This is a genomic window from Mycobacterium sp. P7213 (assembly GCF_900604305.1).
Taxonomy (GTDB): domain Bacteria; phylum Actinomycetota; class Actinomycetes; order Mycobacteriales; family Mycobacteriaceae; genus Mycobacterium.
Genome location: NZ_UWOA01000005.1, coordinates 17,998 through 36,920, shown reverse-complemented (window position 1 = coordinate 36,920; position 18,923 = coordinate 17,998). Strand labels below are relative to the sequence as shown.

Here is an 18,923-nt window from a genome sequence, read left to right as displayed (position 1 = left end):
TGTGTTCCAGGTCACGCCGAGATCTTCTCGGCGTCGACCCGAACCCGGTCGCCTCGGCTGCCGCGTGGCCGGCGGACATACATCACCCAGGTCAAACCCGCAACGGCGCAGTAGGACGCCAGAAACACCCAGAATGCCGGGGTCTCGGACCCGAAGCTGGCGTAGGCCTGACGCAGGATCAGGTTGATGGCGACCCCGCCGAGCCCGCCGACTGCGGTGGCAAACCCGATCAAAGCGCCGGAATGTGAACGCGCCCAATGCCGGCGCTCGGCTTCGTCGGCGTCCAGCGAGCGACTGCGGGCCTCGAAGATCGACGGGATCATCTTCAGCACTGATCCGTTGCCCATCCCGGCAAGGATGAACAGCACCATGAATGCGGCGATGTAGATCGCGATCGTCGATGTGGTCGCGCGGGTAGTGTGGTCGTCGATGGTGCTGGTCACCACCAGCACGGCGGACGCCAGAATCATGCCGAGGAACACCACCAGGGTGATGCGGCCCCCGCCGCGGCGGTCGGCCACCCGGCCGCCGTAGATGCGGGCCAAGGCGCCCAACAGTGGGCCCAGGAACGCGATTCGCGCGGCATAGAGTGCCGCCTCGGCGGGACTGTGGCCGGCCTTTTCGAAGGTGACGTGCAGCACCTGGGCGAACGCGAAGGCGAAGCCGATGAACGAGCCGAACGCTGCGCAGTACAACGCCGAGACGATCCAGCTGTCCGGGACCGCCAGGATCGACCGAATGCTGCCGACCTCTTCCTTGCCGTGGTCGAGGTTGTCCATCCACAGTGCCGCGCAGGTGCCCACCACGGCAAGCAGGACCAGGTAGACCGAGCAGACCAACTCCGGCTTGGTGTTGCCGACGGTGGCCAGGACCAGGAGGCCGACGAGCTGGATGGCTGCCACCCCGAGGTTGCCGATGCCGCCGCACAGTCCGAGGGCGACGCCCTTGAGACGCTGAGGATAGAAGGCGTCGACGTTGGCCAGGGAGGCGGCGTAGTTGCCGCCGCCCAGGCCGGTCAGCGCAGCGCACACCAGATACATCCACAGCGGTTGGCCGGGGTTGAGGAGCAACAGCAGTGTCCCGGCGGTCGGAATCAGCAAGATCAGTGACGAGGCCACCGCCCAGTTGCGGCCGCCGAATTTTGCGGTGGCGCGAACGTAGGGGACGCGGACGCATCCGCCGACCAGAGTGGCGACCGCGGCCAGCAGCAGTTTGTCGCCGGCCTTGATGCCATAGACCGACTCGGGCATGAACAGCACCACTACCGACCACAGCGACCAGATCGAGAACGCGACATGCGTACTGGCGGTAGACCAGATCAGGTTGCGGCGTGCGATGGCGGCATTGCCGGCCTCCCAGGCTGCGCTGTCCTCAGGATCGAAATTGGTGATGTGGCCGTTGCTCATGCGATCTCCTCGGGATCCGGGCCACCGCCACGCGCAGAATCTCGCATCACGATGGACGGTGTGCGAACCTACCGGCCCGATCTGGCAAGTGGCAGAGCGGAACCTGAAAATGAGGTGGACTCAAGGAATTTGAGTGGCCCGCATCACGTATTGGACGCGCGCGCAGGATATTTCGCCTGGTTGACCGAGCGAGTGGAGAAGCGTTGCGTTCGGTTGGAAGCTTCTGTCAGCTGACTGGAAGCCAGATGTTGACGGCCTTCGAAATCTGCAGATAGAGCGGTATCCCGATGGTCACGTTGTAGGAGAACGTCAGGCCCAAGGATGCGGCCAGGGGTACCGTCGGACTGGCCTCGGGGATCGCCATTCGCTGCACCGCCGGCACGGCGATGTAGGACGCCGCACCGCACAGCACTGCGAAGAGCACGTAGCTGCCGGCCTCGAAAGGGGTGCCGGTGATTTGCGCGTAGGTGTGGATGATGAAAATTCCAGCGATCGCAAAGAGGTTGGGCGCCAACAATCCAAAGGCGATCAAGCCGCGTCCCGCCGACCGCAGGTCCTTGAGCTTGCGGGAGGCTGTCATCCCCATCTCGAGCAGGAAGAGGCACAGCATCCCCTGGAACGCGGTGACGAAGACATGATCGCCGTCCTCGATGACCGAAGCGCCCTGCAGGCGGCCGACGAAGCCGATAACGATCCCACCGAACAGCAGGTACAGCCCCGGGTTGAGCAGCACCTCTCGCAACAGCGCTCCGCTGGGCGGCGCCGAGGATGTAGTCGACATCGCAGCGCTCGGCTGGGCATGCTCCCGCCTTTCCAGCGCGAGGTCGCTCTCGTCTTGGATGTGCCCCGTTGTGGTGTGCGCTGCGCTCGTAAGGGCGGAGGCGGTGACGAGCTGTCGGCTGGCCTTTTTCTTCTTCTTCTTGTAGCCGGGTTCGTCGGCCATGTTGCCCTGCGCGTCCATCCCGCGTGCCCGCAACCGTGACACCAGGATCAGGGCCACGATGCAGCCCGGAATCTCCATGACGGCCAGCATTACCGGCATGTAGGCGTCGAACGCTATGTCCAAAGTGGCGAGTACGCCAAGGCAGGTGGCGAACGTGCCGGCGGAGTCCGACCCGTAATACCCGGCGACGGTGGCTCGGTCGATACGTCTCATCTTGGTCATCCGGGTCAGCAACCAGTAGGCGACGAATCCGATGATCAAGTTGGTGGCGAAGCCCAGCACGATGAAGCCCAGAACGCCGCCGATGCTCGACGAGTCGACGGTCGCGAGCTCTTCGCCGCCGCGCCAGCCGATGGCCAGCAGCAAATACAACGTCAAGCCCTGATACAGGACGTAGGGGAACTCGAACTTGATCTTCAGCAGCGGGATGAGGAAGCCCATGTAGAAGAAAAGCAACAGTGGCTTGAACAAGTTGTGGGTGAAGTTGTGCCAAAACTCGTACAGCATGAGGGTGCGTCTTTCGAGAGGGGGACCGCCAGGGCCGGGGCAAGCCGTGACGGTCACACCATAAGGCCACACGCGTTAGTTAGCGCCTCGAAGTAGGGCCCCTGCGACGATTGGCAGCAGAGTGGCAGGGAGCCACAAAATCCGGCCTTGCTCCCGGAATGTCTCCACGCGGGGCGAGGGGCGCCGATACGGCCACGATGGCGAATATGCCCAGCTCAGAGCGCTGAAAAATTGTCTCCCGGGGGCGGCAAGTGCCGATACGTGCGGTCGTGACCCGGTTTTCCGGTGAGGTCCACGCAATATTAAGTTAACAATCAATCTGGGCGACGCTTCAATCGCACGGCTGATTCTTATGAACATCCGGAGAAAGGGTGCGGTTCGGCCCGGGTGCGTCCAGTCGCCGCCCATACACGGCGCATCCACCCTCCGTTAACCGTGCGGCTACCAGACGTGGCCGTCCCGCCAGCCGCACGTCAGTTCGGGGTGAGGTCCAGGTCGGTGCCCACCGGCATAACGAACACGGTCCCGTCCGCCTCGGGGGTGCGCACCGGACCGGTCGGGGCTAAGACGGCCGTGGGACCACGCCACAGCAACCATCCCCGCGCGGTGTAGAGCCGGCGGCTGATACGGGGTGAACTGAGCGCGCCGAGCTCGAACGCGCCGCGGATCACCTGTTCGCATGCCTCAAGTACCGCGGTGCCCAGACCCCGCTCCCGGTGATCGGCCCGGACGGTGACGGCCTCTACATAGCCGCACCGCAGAGATCTGCCGCGATAGAGCAGTTGGCGCCGGATCACAGAGCCGTGGGCGATCAGGACGCCGTGGTGCCAGATCAACGCGTGCATGCCGCCGAGCGCGTGCTGCCAATCGGCGTCAGAAAGTTCGCCCCCGGAGGCTTCGGTGACCAGCCGATGGGCGCCGCGACGGGTCTCATCGTCCAGATCGCTGGTGTGGATCAGGCGGGCGGTAGGAACTTGGCCGAGCACCCGACGGGCCTACCAGGCCGAGCGTGCGGCGGGGTGCTGGCGGGGCCGAGACCAGTGCATCCGTACGGTCTGTCCGGGCCGGACCTGGGCCAACGTGTCGATGTCGTCGTCGACCACCACCCCGACCACCGGGTAGGCGCCGGTCACCGGATGGTCGGGTCCCAGGATTATCGGGAAGCCGTTCGGCAAGATCTGGATGGCGCCCCGGTCGGTACCCTCGGCGGGCAATTGCCTTTCCGGCCAACGGTATTCCAGTGGCATCCCCACCAAGCGCATGCCGACGCGGTCGCTGCGGTTACTCACCAGCCAATTGGTGCGCACCATAATGTCGGGGTCGACAAACCAGTCGTCGCGTGGGCCGGGTGTCACCAGCAACTCGACCACGTCGTCGGGGATGGTCGCCACCGGCGCCTGGTCGATCTCGGGGAAGTGGCCGGTCCGTTCGCCGATCTGCAGCACGTCGCCGTCACGCAACGGGGCGGGGCCGATCTCGCCCATCACGTCGTAACTGCGGGAACCCAGCACCGGGGTGACATCGATGCCGCCTCGCACCGCCAGATAGCTGCGCAGTCCCGACCGCGGCCTGCCCAAGGAGACCACCTGGCCGTCGCGGACGTGCTGGATGCTGTTGGTGCCGAAGCTGACTCCGTTGACATCGGGGTCGGTGTCGGCGCCGGTGACCGCGATGTCGACGTCTCCGCCGTGGACTCGCACGGACAATCCGCCGAATGCCACCTCGATGGTGGCTCGATCGTCGGGATTGGCCAGCAGCCGGTTGGCCAACTTGTGCGAGCGGCGGTCGGCAGCGCCGGACGGGCTGACTCCGAGGTGGCCCATCCCGGCCCGGCCCAGATCTTCGACCAAAGCCAGCGGGCCGGTGTGCAGCACTTCCAGGGTGGTTGTCATGGCGGTCACGCAGCCCGGAATCGCACCGACAGGCCCGGGGTCAACAGCGCCGGGGCGGGCCGCTCCAGATCCCACAACACGGCGTCGGTGTGGCCGATCACCTGCCAACCGCCGGGCCACGGACGCGGATAGATGCCGCTGAACTGGCCGGCTAGCGCAACCGAGCCGGCCGGAACCGGACGCAACTCGGCGCGCCGGGGCACCTGCAGCCGGGGGTCGCCGCCGAGCAGGTAGGCGAAACCCGGAGTGGATCCGCCGAACCCCACCAACCAGGGCGTCGCGGTATGGGCATTGATGACCTGGGCGACGCTCAGGCCGGTGTGTTCGGCCACCTCGGCCAGGTCCGGCCCGTCGTAGATGACGTCGACAATCACGTCTGCGGTGCCCTCGGGGGCGCGCATCCGGACAGCGTCCCGGTCGACGTCCAGGGTCGTCAGGCGCCGCCGGACACCGGCCCGGTACCTGGGCGCGGCCAGTTTCACCAACACCGTGTGGGACGCCGGGACTACGTCGACAACGCCGGGCAGCGCGGCGGAACGTATTGCCGCGGTCCATGCCAGCACGTCGGTGGTGGAGTCGAACTGCAGCAGCAGGGCGCTGTCGCCGTAGTCGAGGACCACGTCGGTCTTGGTGAAATCGTTGAAATCCAATGCCACGCTCATGCCACGACCGTAGCCCCGAATGACGCCCAATAGTGACGTAGAACACAATTCTGCGGGGTATGCCAGAGGGGTCTTACGGAACGCGCAGAGTCGGCCCTAGCCAGTGATCTTGGCGATGAGCGCGGGCAGCTGTGCTGCCACTAGCGGATAGCTCAGCGGCGAGGCGAAGGCGATCGCGCCGGCCTGATCCTTGGTTGTGAAGACGCTGCGAGACTCGAACCCGGCGACGTCGCGATCGGCCAACAGCGCCGTCCGCTCGTCGTCGCTCTCGGTGGTCCAGATCAGCACATCCGCGGCGCCGAGCGTGGCGTCGATCCGCTCGTGCTCGATCACCGGGGATGCCTCTGCGACGGTCAACCCCATCTGAGTCAGAAAGGCGGTTCGCCAGCCAGTGGCGGCGCTGACATCGCCCTGGTCCAGTCGGCCGGCCAGCAGCAGCACCTTCTTGCCCTTGAAGCCGGGGCGCGCAGCGGCGACGTCGGTGAACGCGCTGTCGACCCCGTCGATCAATGACTGCATCTGCTGACCGCGATGCACGGCTTTGCCGATGGCGGCGGCCTGAACCTTCCAGGGCTCGAAGAAGGCGTCACCACCGGACTGCGGCACGGTCGGCGCGATCGCCGACAGCTTCTGATAGGTGTCGGCATCCACCCCGGCGTTTGTCGCGATGATCAGATCCGGCTTGAGGTCGGCGATCTGGGCGACCGCGATCCCGTTGTCCAAGTCCAGCACCACCGGCTTGGCGTCCCCGAGCTGTCGCTGCGCCCAGGGCCACACCGCGAACGGCTGATCGCCGAACCAATTGGTTACCGCGATCGGGACGACACCGAGCGCCAGCAGGTCGTCCTGACCGGTGTAGCCGGCGCACACCACCCGGCTGGGCGGCTCCGGGACGGTGGTCTCACCAAAGATATGGGCGATGGCGACCGGCCCGGGTGCGCCGTCGTCCCTGTGGTCTTCCGACGAGCAGGCGGCCAGAAGTGCGGTGGCACCGGCCGCGCCGCAGAGGCCGAAGAAACCGCGCCGGCTCCACTGGTCTCGCATCGCGTGAGATTAACCCGCGATCAGGCGGGCTCGCCATACCCGCCGCCGCCGGGGGTCTCGATCACCAGCACGTCGCCGGGACCTAAGTCGGTGGAATCGCAGCCGGCCAGCTCGGTCACCGAGCCGTCCGCGCGTTCCACCCGGTTGCGTCCCAAGCCGCCGGATTGGCCGCCGGCCATACCGTAGGGCGCGACTCGCCGGTGCCCGGTCAGCACACTGACGGTCATCGGCTCGCGGAACTCGATCCTGCGCACGCCGCCGTCGCCGCCGTGCCAGCGACCGGCTCCTCCGCTGCCGTGCCGGATCGCGTACTCGCGCAACAACACCGGGTAACGCATCTCCAGCACTTCGGGGTCGGTGAGCCGTGAGTTGGTCATGTGGGTCTGCACCACCGAGGCGCCGTCGAAACCTTCGCCGGCCCCGGACCCGCAGCCCAGCGTCTCGTAGTACTGGTGGTCGGCGTTGCCGAACGTGACATTGTTCATCGTCCCGGAACCCTCGGCCTGCACCCGAAGTGCGGCCAGCAGAGCCCCGGTGATGGCCTGGGAGGTCTCGACGTTTCCGGCGACCACCGCGGCCGGGTAGGCCGGCGACAACAGGGTGCCGTCCGGGATCGTGATCTGTAGCGGGCGCAGGCACCCGTCGTTGATCGGGATGTCGTCGGCTACCAGCGTGCGGAACACGTAGAGCACGGCGGCGGTGGCAACCGATGATGGCGCGTTGAAGTTCGTGGCCAACTGCGGCGAGGTCCCGGCGAAGTCGATGGTGGCACCGCGTGCCGCGCGGTCCACGGAAACCCGCACCGCGATCGTCGCGCCGGAGTCCATCTCATAGCGGTACTCGCCGTCGTCGAGGGAATCGATGACCCGGCGCACCGCCTCCTCGGCGTTGTCCTGGACGTGGCGCATATAGGCCTGCACGACGTCCAGACCGAAATGGGAGATCATCGACCGGATCTCGTCGATACCCTTCTGGTTGGCGGCGACTTGTGCACGCAGATCCGCGAGGTTGGTGTCGGGACTGCGCGAGGCGTACGTCGCCGCGGTGAGAAGGTCCCGGGTCGGTGTCTCACGAAAGTGGCCGTCGTCGACCAACAGCCAGTTGTCGAACAGCACGCCTTCCTCGACCACGGACCGGCTGTCCGCGGGCATGGAACCGGGTGTGGTGCCCCCGATCTCGGCATGGTGACCGCGCGAGGCCACAAAGAACAACACCGGGTCGTCCGGCCCCGCGGCTTGGGCGTACACCGGAGTGACGACGGTGATGTCGGGCAGGTGGGTGCCGCCGTGATACGGGTCGTTGACCGCATAGACCTGGCCGGGCCGCATCGTCGACGCCCGGCGGGCGATGACCTCCTTGACCGTGGCGCCCATCGATCCCAGATGCACCGGGATATGCGGTGCATTGGCCACCAGACAGCCATCGGCGTCGAACAATGCGCAGGAGAAGTCCAGCCGCTCACGGATATTGACCGATTGGGCGGTTGCCTCCAGCCGGGTTCCCATCTGCTCGGCGATGGCCATGAACAGGTTGTTGAAGATCTCCAGCAACACCGGATCGGCCGCGGTTCCGGCGGCGGCAACCGGTGCGGGCGCGGCCAGCCGTTGCAGCACCAGTTGGCCGTCGGCGGTGAGCTGTGCTTGCCAACCGTCGTCGACGACAGTGGTGGCGTTGTCCTCGGCGATGACGGCCGGCCCGACCACCACGTCGGTGATGGCGTCTCGCTGGTGTAGCGGCGCGTCAGTCCAGGCACCGCCGGCGTAGAGGCGCACGACTTCAACGGGTTGACGGGATGCCTCGGCATCGTTTCGCCCGAACAGTTCGGGTTGCTCGGTGAGCCCGGTCGCCTCGACCGAAACCGCCTCGGCGATCAGCGCACGCTCCATCAGGAACGAGTACATGCCGCGGTGGATCTCTTCGAACGCCGCTGTCATCGAAGCGATGTCGCCGAGCTCGACCGGGATCGAGGTGTCGGTGCCCTGGTAGCGAAGGTGCACCCGGCGTATCACGTGGGTCTGGTCGGCCGGAATGTGCTGGGCGGCGAGCTCGCCGCGTGCCTGCCCCTCCAGGTCGTCGGCGACCTGCTCCAATCCCGCGAGGGCGGTGGAATCCAGCTCGGTCTCGACAGCGCGCTCGCGGATCACGGTGGTGTCGGCCAAGCCGATTCCGAGTGCGGAGAGCACGCCCGCCATCGGCGGCACCAACACCGTACGGATGCCGAGCTCGTCGGCCACCGCGCACGCGTGCTGTCCGCCGGCACCCCCGAAAGTGGTCAAAGCGTATCGGGTGATGTCGTGTCCCCGGGCCACCGAGATCTTCTTGACCGCGTTGGCCATGTTGGCCACCGCGATGCGGAGAAACCCTTCGGCGACCTGCTCGGGGCTGCGGTCATCGCCTGTGGCGGAGAGGATTTCGTTGGCCAGCTCGGCGAAAGAGTGCCTCACCACCGCTGCGTCCAGCGGCTCGTCGCCGGCCGGTCCGAACACCGCCGGGAAATGGGCGGGCTGGATACGGCCCAGCATGACGTTGGCGTCGGTGACGGTCAACGGCCCCCCGCGCCGGTAGCAAGCAGGTCCCGGGTCGGCGCCCGCCGACTCCGGCCCCACCCGATAGCGGCTGCCGTCGAAGTGCAGGATCGAGCCGCCGCCCGCAGCGACGGTGTGGATGTGCAGCATCGGCGCCCGCAGTCGCACACCGGCAACCTCGGTGGTGAACACCCGCTCGTATCCGCCGGAAGCACTGTAATGCGATACGTCGGTGGAGGTTCCGCCCATGTCGAAACCGATCACCGAGTCGAAGCCGGCCAACGCCGACATCCGAACCATGCCGACGATTCCGCCGGCCGGACCGGACAGGATCGCGTCCTTGCCGCGGAAATGATCTGCCGCCGCCAGGCCCCCGTTGGACTGCATGAACATCAGTCGCACGCCGGTGAGTTGGTCGGCCACTTGGGCCACATAGCGGCGCAGTACCGGTGACAGGTAGGAGTCGACGACGGCGGTATCGCCACGGGGGATCAGCTTCGGCAGTGGACTCACCTCAGATGACAGCGAGATCTGGGTAAAGCCGATCTCGCGGGCCAGCTCGCCGATCACCCTTTCATGCAAAGGATTTCGATAACTGTGCAGGCATACCACCGCGCACGCGCGGATACCGTCGGCATGCGCGTCCCGCAGCTGTGCGGCCACGGCCTCCACGTCCGGTTCCTGTAGCACGGTCCCGTCGGCGGCCACGCGCTCATCGACTTCGACGGTGCGTTCGTAGAGTTGCTCGGGCAGCACGATCTGCCGGTCGAAGATGTGTGGCCGATTCTGATAGGCGATGCGCAGGGCATCGCCGAAACCACGCGTGATGACCAACAGGGTTCGCTCCCCGGCGCGCTCCAGCAGCGCGTTGGTGGCTACCGTCGTGCCCATCCGAACCGCGCCGATCAACCCGGCCGGGATCGGCGCGTCGCCCTCGATCTGTAGCAGGGCGCGGATACCGGCCACCGCCGCGTCGCGGTACTGCTCAGGATCCTCCGAGAGGAGCTTGTGGGTGAGCAGGCGCCCGTCGGGGCGGCGGGCCACGATGTCGGTGAACGTGCCGCCCCGGTCGATCCAGAACTGCCAGGTAGCCACCACGAGTCACATTCTGCCGTCGGCTGCCGATGGCGGGAAACCCAGTCCGGGGCTGCGCGCCTTGGTGAGCAGGGCGACGGCGAAGTCGGCGTAGCTGCGGGCGGTCTCCTCGGGACTGGCGGGCCCGTCGGCGTTGAACCACTGCGGCAGCGAGGTGCACATGGTGGTGATGGCGCGGCCTGCGACGCGACGGTCGAGGATATCGGCGACGTCGACTTCAGACTCGCGTGCGGCACGGTCGATGGCGGCGTCGAGGCTGTGCTGCAGTTGATTTCGTGAGTCGGCGATACGTTGCCGATTCGCCGCCGTCAGACTGCGCATCTCGCTGGCTCCGATGAAGGCCAGCTTCTGGCGGTGCGTGTGGAACAGGGCCAGGGCTTCTACGATCAGCCGCACCTCCTGCAGGCCGGTTGCGGCGTCGGCGCGGGCGGCGCCGACGCGCCAGTGCAGCTCGGTCATGGTCAGATCGAGTAGCGCCACCAGCAGCGCCTGCTTGTCGGGGTAGTGGTGGTAAATCCCCGGCACGCTCATGCCCGCGCGCGCAGACACGTCCCGCATGGAACTGCCGTGGTAGCCGGTCTCGACGAACGCATCGATAGCAGCGGCCAAGACGCTGTCCAGGGCCAGGGGCGGAAACCTCCGCCAGTCGTGTTGCCCGGAATCGGCCACCTCGTCGGGTATGTGCGCTGGGCGGGCGGGTCCCGCGGAGACGGTGCCCGCCAGGATCTGGTCCGGTGTGACGCCCAGTGCTCCCGCGCACTCCTGGAGGCGTGATACCGAGATCCCGGTCTTGCCGTTCTCCATGGCGCTGATCGTGGCGGGGCTGACCCGCAGGCACTGCGCAAGGTCGCGGACGGTGAGTCCTCTGGCCCGACGGGCAGCGCGGATCGCCGTGCCGCACTCCGGCGATCCCGCCACGGCCACCTCCGGATTGTTCAGGATTTCTGAACTATACCGGAGGGCATGGTGATCGCCTGATAGCCGATTTTTGACGGAAAACAGGCTCCTGTGTCACAGTCCGTAGTGTTCGGGCCGAGTGATCGGTCGGTCATTGCGAGAGTGGTGATGGGGTGTCATGGCGATCGAGTTGAACTACTCGCCGGAAGTGTCGGCGGTTGTCGAAAAGACGCGGGCGTTCATCGAGGACGTGGTGTTGCCGGTGGAGGACCGCTTCGGCGGGGACGTCGCCGCCGCAGGCGGGGATGCCGCGGTTAAGGAGCTGCAGGCCGCTGCTCGCGATGCGGGCGTGTTCGCGCCGCACGCGCCCGTCGAATACGGCGGGATGGGCCTGAACATGTCCGACCGGGCGCCGGTGTTCGAAGCCGCCGGCTATTCGCTGTTCGGTCCGGCCGCGGTGAACATCGCCGCCCCCGATGAGGGCAATGTGCATCTGCTGGCGGAGGTGGCCAGTCCTGAGCAGAAGGCGCGTTACCTCGCACCCCTGGCCGCCGGCGACGTGCGATCTGCGTTCGCGATGACCGAGCCGGGACCGGGTGCGGGCTCGGATCCGTCTGCGCTGACGACCAAGGCCGAACGCCGGTCGGGAGATTGGTACATCACCGGCCGCAAGTGGTACATCACCGGCGCCGACGGCGCGGGGTTCTTCATCGTCATGGCCCGCACCTCCGGGGAACCCGGCCAGCGCGGCGGCGCCACCATGTTCCTGGTCCCCGCCGACACCGCGGGGCTGACCGTCGGCCGACACATCCCGACCCTGGACCGGTCCATGGTGGGCGGCCACTGTGAAGTGTTCTTCGACGACGTTCGGGTTCCCGAGGAAGCGGTGCTCGGCGAGGTGGACCGCGGCTTCGAGTACGCCCAGGTACGACTCGGGCCTGCGCGCATGACGCACGTCATGCGGTGGCTCGGCGCCGCGCGTCGGGGCCACGACACCGCGCTGTCGCATGTCGTGGAGCGCCAGGCATTCGGCTCACCGCTCGGCGATCTCGGCATGATCCAGAACATGGTGGCCGACAACGAAATCGACATCGCGGCTACCCGAGCGCTGCTGGTGCGTGCATGCTGGGAACTGGACCAGGGCGGCAGCGCCGGCGATGCGACGTCGATCGCCAAGACGTTCGCCGCCGAGGCGATCTTCCGGATCGTCGACCGCAGCGTGCAGATGTGCGGTGCGCTCGGCGTCACCGAGGACCTGCCCCCCGCGCGGCTTTCCCGTGAGGTGCGTCCGTTCCGGGTTTACGACGGTCCTTCCGAGGTGCACCGCTGGGCCATCGCCAAGCGGCGGGTCGGGGCGGCCCGGCGCGCGCGCAAGGACGCCGGGCAGTGACGGTCGAAGCCCTGGATCCGGTTGCCTTGCGGCGATACCTCATCGCCAACGACGTCCCGGTTCAGGGAGAGCTCACCGTCGAACTGATCGCCGGTGGCCGGTCCAACCTCACGTTCAAGGTCAGCGACGAATCGTCGGCCTGGGTTGTGCGTCGGCCTCCGCTCGGCGGCCTGACTCCGTCGGCGCACGATGTGGGTCGCGAATTCGCGGTCACCGACCGGCTTTACGGCACCGGTGTTCCGATCGCGCGGCCCGTGGCGCTCGACGCCGACGGCACGGTGTGCGGTGCTCCGCTGACCGTCACGGAGTTCGTGACCGGCCGGGTCTACCGCCACAAGGATGATCTGGACACCCTGTCCGATGCGGAACTGGCTGCCAACGCCTCGGCGCTGGTGCGGGTTCTGGCGGATCTGCACGCGGTCGACTACCGCGCCGTTGGGCTCGAATCCTTCGGCAGGCCAGACGGTTTCCTGGAACGCCAGGTGCGGCTGTGGGCCCGCCAGTGGGAACTGGTCAAGACGCCCGAGAACGATGAGGCGCTGTCCGGTGATATCACGAAACTGGCCGCGGCACTGGCCGGCGCCATTCCGCAGACATCGCAACCCTCGGTGGTGCACGGCGACTTCCGTATCGACAACACCATCTGCGATCCAGAGCAGGCGGACGTCATCCGGGCCGTGGTGGACTGGGAGCTTTCCACCCTCGGCGACCCGCTCACCGATATCGCCCTGATGTGCGTCTACCGGTCACCGGCATTCGACCTGGTGTTCGGCCACCCCGCGGCGTGGACCAGTGCACGCCTGCCGTCCGCCGACGCCCTCGCCGAGGAATACGCACGGCTGTCCGGTCGGGACCTGAGCGACTGGCGCTTCTATCTGGCGCTGGCGAACTTCAAAATCGCAGTGATCGCCGAAGGAATCACCCACCGGGCCCAGCATGGTGCGAAGGACGTGCAGAACGCCGGTGACGCGGCACACGCTGCGCCGGAGTTCATCGCCGCGGCGCTGAATGCGTTGCAGTAACCGCAGAAAAGTCGAGAAAGGTTGAGTCGGGTGAGCGTACTGGACAAGTTCCGTATGGACGGCAAGGTCGCCGTGGTGACCGGGGCGTCCTCGGGCCTCGGCGTGTATTTCGCCCGGGCCTTCGCCGAGGCCGGCGCGGACGTAGTGCTGGCTGCGCGGCGGGTGGAGAAGCTCGCGGAGGCAGCAGAACTGGTGACCGCTGCCGGACGCGCAGCTCTGCCGGTGGCGACCGATGTCGCCGACCCGGCGGCGGCGACCAGAATGGTCGAGGCCGCCATCGAGCGGTTCGGCCGGGTGGACGTGCTGATCAACAACGCCGGTATCGGAACGGCGCACCCGGCCACCCGGGAGACCCCCGAGCAGTTCCGTGAGGTCATCGACATCAACCTCAACGGGGCCTACTGGGCGGCGCAGGCCTGTGGGCGGGTGATGAAACCGGGTTCGTCGATCGTCAACATCTCCAGCATCCTGGGTCTGACCACGGCGGGCCTCCCGCAGGCGGCGTATGCGGCCAGCAAGGCGGGGCTGATCGGTCTGACTCGGGACCTGGCGCAGCAGTGGGGTAGCCGGAAGGGAATCCGGGTCAATGCGATCGCGCCGGGCTTCTTCGCATCGGAGATGACCGAGCAGTACCGTCCGGGCTACCTGGACAGCGTTGCTCACCGAATCGTGCTGGGCCGGATGGGCGATCCGGAAGATCTCGCGGCCTCGGTTCTGTGGCTGGCCTCGGATGCCGGTGGTTACGTCACCGGACAGACCATCGCAGTCGACGGCGGTTTCACGATCAACTGAAGCCGCCCCGCGGATCCGCGGTAGCCTCGGCTGGTGTCTCCCCCGGTCTTGAAACTTCCCGGATCCGGCCTGAATGCCTGACGACATCGCCGGGATGCTGCTCGACCGCCTCGGCGACCGGCATCTGGGGCTGCGCACCCGGCAACAGGACTGGACGTGGGACGACGTGGTGCGCGAGTCCGCCGCGCGTGCCGCGCTGGCATCGGCGTTGCGCCGGGACGGACCGTTTCACATCGGCATCCTGTTGGACAACGTGCCGGATTTCGTGTTCTGGCTCGGCGCAGGCGCGCTGTCCGGCGGGGTCATCGTCGGAATCAACCCCACCCGCGGGGATACCGAGATGGCCGCGGAGATCCGGCACGCGGACTGTCAGCTGATCGTCACCGACACCGCCGGGGTGGGCCGACTGCGCGGCCTGGACCACGGCCTGGAGCCCGGGCGCTTCTTGGTGATCGACGAGCCCGGCTACGCCGCGCTCATTGCCGAGCACCGGGTGGAGCCGGCCGCCGCCGCGGGCGTGGGGCCGGAGTCGTTGTTGCTGCTGCTGTTCACCTCGGGCACCACCGGTGCCTCCAAGGCGGTCAAGTGCAGCCAGGGCCGGCTGGTCCGCATCGCCGAGGCGGCCACCGCCAAATTCGGTCATGTGCGCGCCGACGTCGACTACTGCTGCATGCCGCTGTTCCACGGCAACGCGATCATGGCGCTCTGGGCGCCTGCGCTGGCCAACGGAGCCACGATCTGTCTGACACCTAAGTTCTCGGCATCGCAGTTCCTGCCCGACGTGCGCTACTTCGACGCGACGTTCTTCACCTATGTGGGCAAGGCGCTGGGCTACCTGCTGGCCACCACCGAACAGCCCGACGACGCCGATAACTCCCTGATTCGCGGCTTCGGAACCGAGGCCTCGCCGCAGGATCAGGCCCAGTTCCTCCGCCGGTTCGGCGCTGTCCTGCATGAGGGCTACGGATCCAGTGAGGGCGGCAACGCGGCGATACCCGACCCGGCGGCACCGCCAGGCGCGCTGGGCCGTCCGGCGCACGCGGGCATCGTCATCGTGGACCCGCAGACCCGTGCCGAATGTGCCACGGCGATCCTCGACGAACACGGCAGGGTGTCCAACGCCGACGAGGCGGTCGGCGAGATCGTCGACAAGACCGGGGCCCGCGACTTCGAGGGTTACTACAAGAACGACGCCGCCGATTCGGAAAAGGTCCGCGACGGCTGGTACTGGACCGGCGATCTCGGCTATCGCGACGAGGCCGGCTTTCTGTACTTCGCCGGCCGCCGCGGCGACTGGATCCGGGTCGACGGCGAGAACACCTCCGCGCTGGCCATCGAACAGGTGCTGCGCCGGCATCCGCTGGTCATCAGTGCCGGCGTCTACGCGGTGCCCGACCCGCGCTCCGGCGACCAGGTGATGGGTGCCATCGAGGTCGCCGACCCCGACGGCTTCGACGCGGCAGCCTTCGCCGGGTATCTGGCCGCCCAACCCGACTTGGGCCGCAAGGGCTTCCCGCGGTTTCTGCGGATCTCGGCCGGCCTGCCGGTCACCGGCTCGAACAAGGTGCTCAAACGCGAGCTGCAGGCGAAGCGCTGGCACACCGACGAACCGGTATACCGCTGGGCGGGGCGGGGCGTCCCCGAGTACATCCGCATGACCGACGACGACAAGCGTTCGCTGGACGCCGAATTCATCTCCTACGGTCGGCAGAGCTACCTGCGGGGCGACGGGTAGCGACCATGAGCGACTGCGCGCAGTGATCGCCGATCAGCCTTCGGCTCCCTTGCGGTCCCAGGGACTGTAGTCGGCGATCAACTCCTGCTGGGGCGGGCGCTGCGCCTGCGCGACGTGCTGCAGGTTGATCCGGACCCGGTACCAGATCGAACTCGGGCCGCGCATGCCGTCGAGCAGAACGTCCTCGGGCGCCAACTGTTTCGCCGCTGCGGCGTGCCGTTCGCGCCAGACGTCCAAGGCTGCCATCGCCTCGTCACGAGTCCTGGTGCGGGCGATCTCGATCAGGGGCAACGGTGACGTACGCCGGCCGCCGACATTTCTTCGCGAGCCGCGCGGTGCCTTCTCCGCCGGGCCCTGCTCTGCGGCCAGCTCCAACAGGGACTCCAGCCCACCGACGGCGTCGTTCATGCCCGCCCAGGGGTCGCCGATCTGCGCTAAGCGGTCCGGCACGGTATCCACGGTGAACGACGCCGGGTCGGCGTCGGCGACCTCGTCCCAATACAGCGGCGTCGACACCCGAGCATCAGCCGTGGCCCGCACCGAGTACGCCGAGGCGACCGTGCGGTCCTTGGCATTCTGGTTGAAGTCCACGAAGACGCCGTGCCGTTCCTCCTTCCACCACCGGCTGGTGGCCAACTGCGGTGCGCGCCGCTCGATCTCGCGGGCCACCGCCTGTGCCGCCAGCCGGGCCTGCGAGAACTCCCACTGCGGGGCGATCCGCGCGTAGATGTGCATGCCGCGCGAGCCGGACGTCTTCGGCCACGCCGTCAACCCGTGATCGGCCAGTACTTCACGGGCCAGCAGGGTGACCTCGACGATCTCCGGCCAGCCGACACCCGGCATTGGATCGAGGTCGACGCGCAGCTCGTCGGGGTGGTCGAGGTCGTCGGCGAGCACCGGGTGCGGGTTGAGATCCACGCAGCCCAGGTTGATCACCCAAGCCAGCCCCGCCGCATCGTCGACGACGACCTCCTGCGCCGACCGGCCCGACGCATAGCGCAGCTCTGCGACCGACACCCAGTCCGGGCGGTTGGCGGGTGCCCGCTTCTGGAAGATGGCCTCGGCGTCGATGCCGTCGACGAAACGTTTGAGGATCATCGGCCGCCCGGCCACCCCGCGCAGCGCGCCGTCGGACACCGACACGTAGTAGCGAATCAGATCGATCTTGGTGCGTGCAGCGGCGCAAGGTCCACCGGGGAACACCACTTTGTCCGGGTGGGTGACCACCACCCGGCGTCCCGCGACCTCCAGCGACATCCCGCCGGCCATGACGTCATGTTAATAAGAGGCGACCATCCGCCGCCCGACGGCGATCTGCGTCACATAAGGTTGTCCCATGGCTAAGCTCACTGACCTGCCCAGTCAGGCTCTAAACAAGCTCGGTCGCTATCTCGAACGCGGTGGCGCCGAGTTGCATTACCTGCGCAAGATCCTGCAGTCCGGCGCGTTGAAGCTGGAGTCCCCGCGGGTCATCGCCAGTGCACTCGCTGATGGAGCGCGCTGGGGCGAGCTGGGAATGATTCCCGCGCTCAATGCCCGTCGTAGCCCGAACGGCGTCGCCGTGATCGATGACGACGGCAGCATCACGTTCAAAGAGCTGGATGACGCTGTCAACGCGGTGGCCAACGGCCTGCTCGCGATGGGGGTGCGTGGCGGTGACGGGGTGGCGATCCTGGCACGCAACCATCGCTGGTTCCTGATCGCCAACTACGGCGCTGCCCGGGTCGGCGCCCGGCTGATCCTGTTGAACAGTGAATTCTCCGGCCCGCAGATCAAGGACGTCTCCGAACGCGAAGGCGCCAAACTGATCATTTACGACGACGAGTACACCGCCGCCGTGGCGCAGGCCGAGCCGCCGCTGGGCAAGCTGCGGGCGCTGGGCGTCAACCCGGACACCGACGAACCGTCCGGCAGTACCGACGAGACGCTGGCCCAGCTGATCGCGCGGAGCAGCAAGGCGCGGGCGCCCAAGATCACCAAGCACGCCTCGATCATCATCCTGACGTCCGGTACCACCGGTACCCCCAAGGGTGCCAACCGCAGCACCCCGCCCACCATGGCGCCGATCGGCGGCATCCTGTCGCACGTGCCGTTCCGTGCCGGTGAGGTGACGTCCCTGCCGTCGCCGATGTTCCATGCGCTGGGCTATCTGCACGGCACGCTGGCGATGTTCTTCGGCTCGACGCTGGTGCTGCGGCGCCGCTTCAAGCCGGCCACCGTGCTGGAAGACCTGGAGAAGCACAAGGTGACCGGCATGGTCGTCGTCCCGGTCATGTTGTCCCGAATCCTCGACCAGCTGGAGAAGACCAGTCCCAAGCCGGACCTGTCGAACCTGCGGATCGTATTCGTCTCCGGGTCGCAGCTCGGCGCCGAATTGGCGACCCGGGCGATGAAGGACCTGGGCCCGGTCATCTACAACATGTACGGCTCCACCGAGGTCGCGTTTGCCACCATCGCCGGCCCCGCCGACCTGCAGTACAACGCCGCGACGGTGGGCCCGGTGGTCAAGGGTGTCAAGGTCAAGATCCTCGACGACAACGGCAATGAACTACCGCGGGGCGAGGTCGGCCGGATCTTCGTCGGCAACTTCTTCCCTTTCGAGGGCTACACCGGTGGCGGTGGCAAGCAGATCATCGATGGCCTGCTGTCCTCCGGCGACGTCGGCTACTTCGACGAGCGCGGGTTGCTCTACGTCAGTGGCCGCGACGACGAGATGATCGTCTCCGGCGGCGAGAACGTCTTTCCTGCCGAAGTCGAGGACCTGATCAGCGGACATCCCGACGTGATCGAGGCGACCGCATTGGGTGTCGAGGACAAGGAGTGGGGCGCACGGCTGCGGGCTTTCGTGGTCAAGAAGGAAGGCTCCAGCGTCGACGAGGACACCATCAAGGTTTACGTCAAGGAGCACTTGGCTCGTTACAAGGTGCCCCGCGAGGTGGTCTTCCTCGAGGAGTTGCCGCGTAATCCCACCGGCAAGATCCTCAAGCGCGAACTGCGCGACCTGTAGGCGCGG

13 protein-coding genes and 1 pseudogene are annotated in these 18,923 nt (G+C 67.2%); 5 read left to right on the top strand and 9 right to left on the bottom strand.

Translation table 11 applies throughout. From position 1 onward, the window contains the following. Positions 1-11: 11 nt before the first annotated feature. From EJK91_RS03155 to EJK91_RS03120, 8 genes and pseudogenes are all read right to left on the bottom strand, one after another. A complete protein-coding gene (locus EJK91_RS03155) occupies positions 12-1,406 on the bottom strand; it encodes an MFS transporter (protein ID WP_024441408.1) in 1,395 nt (464 codons plus the stop codon). Positions 1,407-1,632: 226 nt separating this feature from the next. Beyond that, positions 1,633-2,856, bottom strand: coding sequence for a sodium-dependent bicarbonate transport family permease (locus EJK91_RS03150; RefSeq protein WP_125078240.1), 1,224 nt, complete (start codon positions 2,854-2,856; stop codon positions 1,633-1,635). Positions 2,857-3,297: 441 nt separating this feature from the next. Beyond that, positions 3,298-3,842: pseudogene (locus EJK91_RS03145) on the bottom strand (GNAT family N-acetyltransferase). Positions 3,843-3,851: 9 nt separating this feature from the next. Beyond that, positions 3,852-4,748 (bottom strand): 5-oxoprolinase/urea amidolyase family protein, encoded by an 897-nt coding sequence (locus tag EJK91_RS03140; protein ID WP_125078239.1) that lies wholly within the window; start codon positions 4,746-4,748, stop codon positions 3,852-3,854. Positions 4,749-4,753: 5 nt separating this feature from the next. Then, on the bottom strand, positions 4,754-5,410 hold the full coding sequence (locus tag EJK91_RS03135) for a 5-oxoprolinase subunit B family protein (protein ID WP_046300842.1): 657 nt from the start codon (positions 5,408-5,410) through the stop codon (positions 4,754-4,756). Between the two features lie 96 nt (positions 5,411-5,506). Continuing rightward, on the bottom strand, positions 5,507-6,454 hold the full coding sequence (locus tag EJK91_RS03130) for an ABC transporter substrate-binding protein (protein ID WP_125078238.1): 948 nt from the start codon (positions 6,452-6,454) through the stop codon (positions 5,507-5,509). Between the two features lie 20 nt (positions 6,455-6,474). Continuing rightward, positions 6,475-10,077: a hydantoinase B/oxoprolinase family protein gene (locus EJK91_RS03125; protein ID WP_125078237.1), complete on the bottom strand. Its 3,603-nt coding sequence runs from the start codon at positions 10,075-10,077 to the stop codon at positions 6,475-6,477. Positions 10,078-10,080: 3 nt separating this feature from the next. Beyond that, on the bottom strand, positions 10,081-10,998 hold the full coding sequence (locus EJK91_RS03120) for a TetR family transcriptional regulator (protein ID WP_024441415.1): 918 nt from the start codon (positions 10,996-10,998) through the stop codon (positions 10,081-10,083). A 151-nt stretch (positions 10,999-11,149) separates the two neighbouring features. Between EJK91_RS03120 and EJK91_RS03115 the strand changes: the two genes are divergently transcribed. The 4 genes from EJK91_RS03115 (at position 11,150) to EJK91_RS03100 (ending at position 15,910) form a co-directional block, all read left to right on the top strand. Next, the gene (locus EJK91_RS03115) at positions 11,150-12,361 is read left to right on the top strand and encodes an acyl-CoA dehydrogenase family protein (RefSeq protein WP_024441416.1); all 1,212 of its coding nucleotides are present in this window, start codon (positions 11,150-11,152) and stop codon (positions 12,359-12,361) included. Then, positions 12,358-13,383, top strand: coding sequence for a phosphotransferase family protein (locus tag EJK91_RS03110; protein WP_125078236.1), 1,026 nt, complete (start codon positions 12,358-12,360; stop codon positions 13,381-13,383). The genes EJK91_RS03115 and EJK91_RS03110 overlap by 4 nt, the downstream gene beginning before the upstream one ends. 30 nt (positions 13,384-13,413) lie before the next feature. Then, the gene (locus EJK91_RS03105) at positions 13,414-14,175 is read left to right on the top strand and encodes an SDR family NAD(P)-dependent oxidoreductase (RefSeq protein WP_125078235.1); all 762 of its coding nucleotides are present in this window, start codon (positions 13,414-13,416) and stop codon (positions 14,173-14,175) included. 73 nt (positions 14,176-14,248) lie between these two features. Then, positions 14,249-15,910, top strand: coding sequence for an AMP-binding protein (locus EJK91_RS03100; RefSeq protein ID WP_125078234.1), 1,662 nt, complete (start codon positions 14,249-14,251; stop codon positions 15,908-15,910). A gap of 33 nt (positions 15,911-15,943) precedes the next feature. Here EJK91_RS03100 and EJK91_RS03095 read toward each other — a convergent pair whose 3' ends face one another. Continuing rightward, the gene (locus EJK91_RS03095) at positions 15,944-17,179 is read right to left on the bottom strand and encodes a DNA polymerase domain-containing protein (protein ID WP_125078233.1); all 1,236 of its coding nucleotides are present in this window, start codon (positions 17,177-17,179) and stop codon (positions 15,944-15,946) included. 67 nt (positions 17,180-17,246) lie between these two features. On the opposite strand from EJK91_RS03095, the gene fadD2 reads away from it, so the two are divergent. Further along, positions 17,247-18,917, top strand: coding sequence for a long-chain-fatty-acid--CoA ligase FadD2 (fadD2, locus tag EJK91_RS03090; RefSeq protein WP_024441421.1), 1,671 nt, complete (start codon positions 17,247-17,249; stop codon positions 18,915-18,917). Positions 18,918-18,923 lie beyond the last annotated feature (6 nt).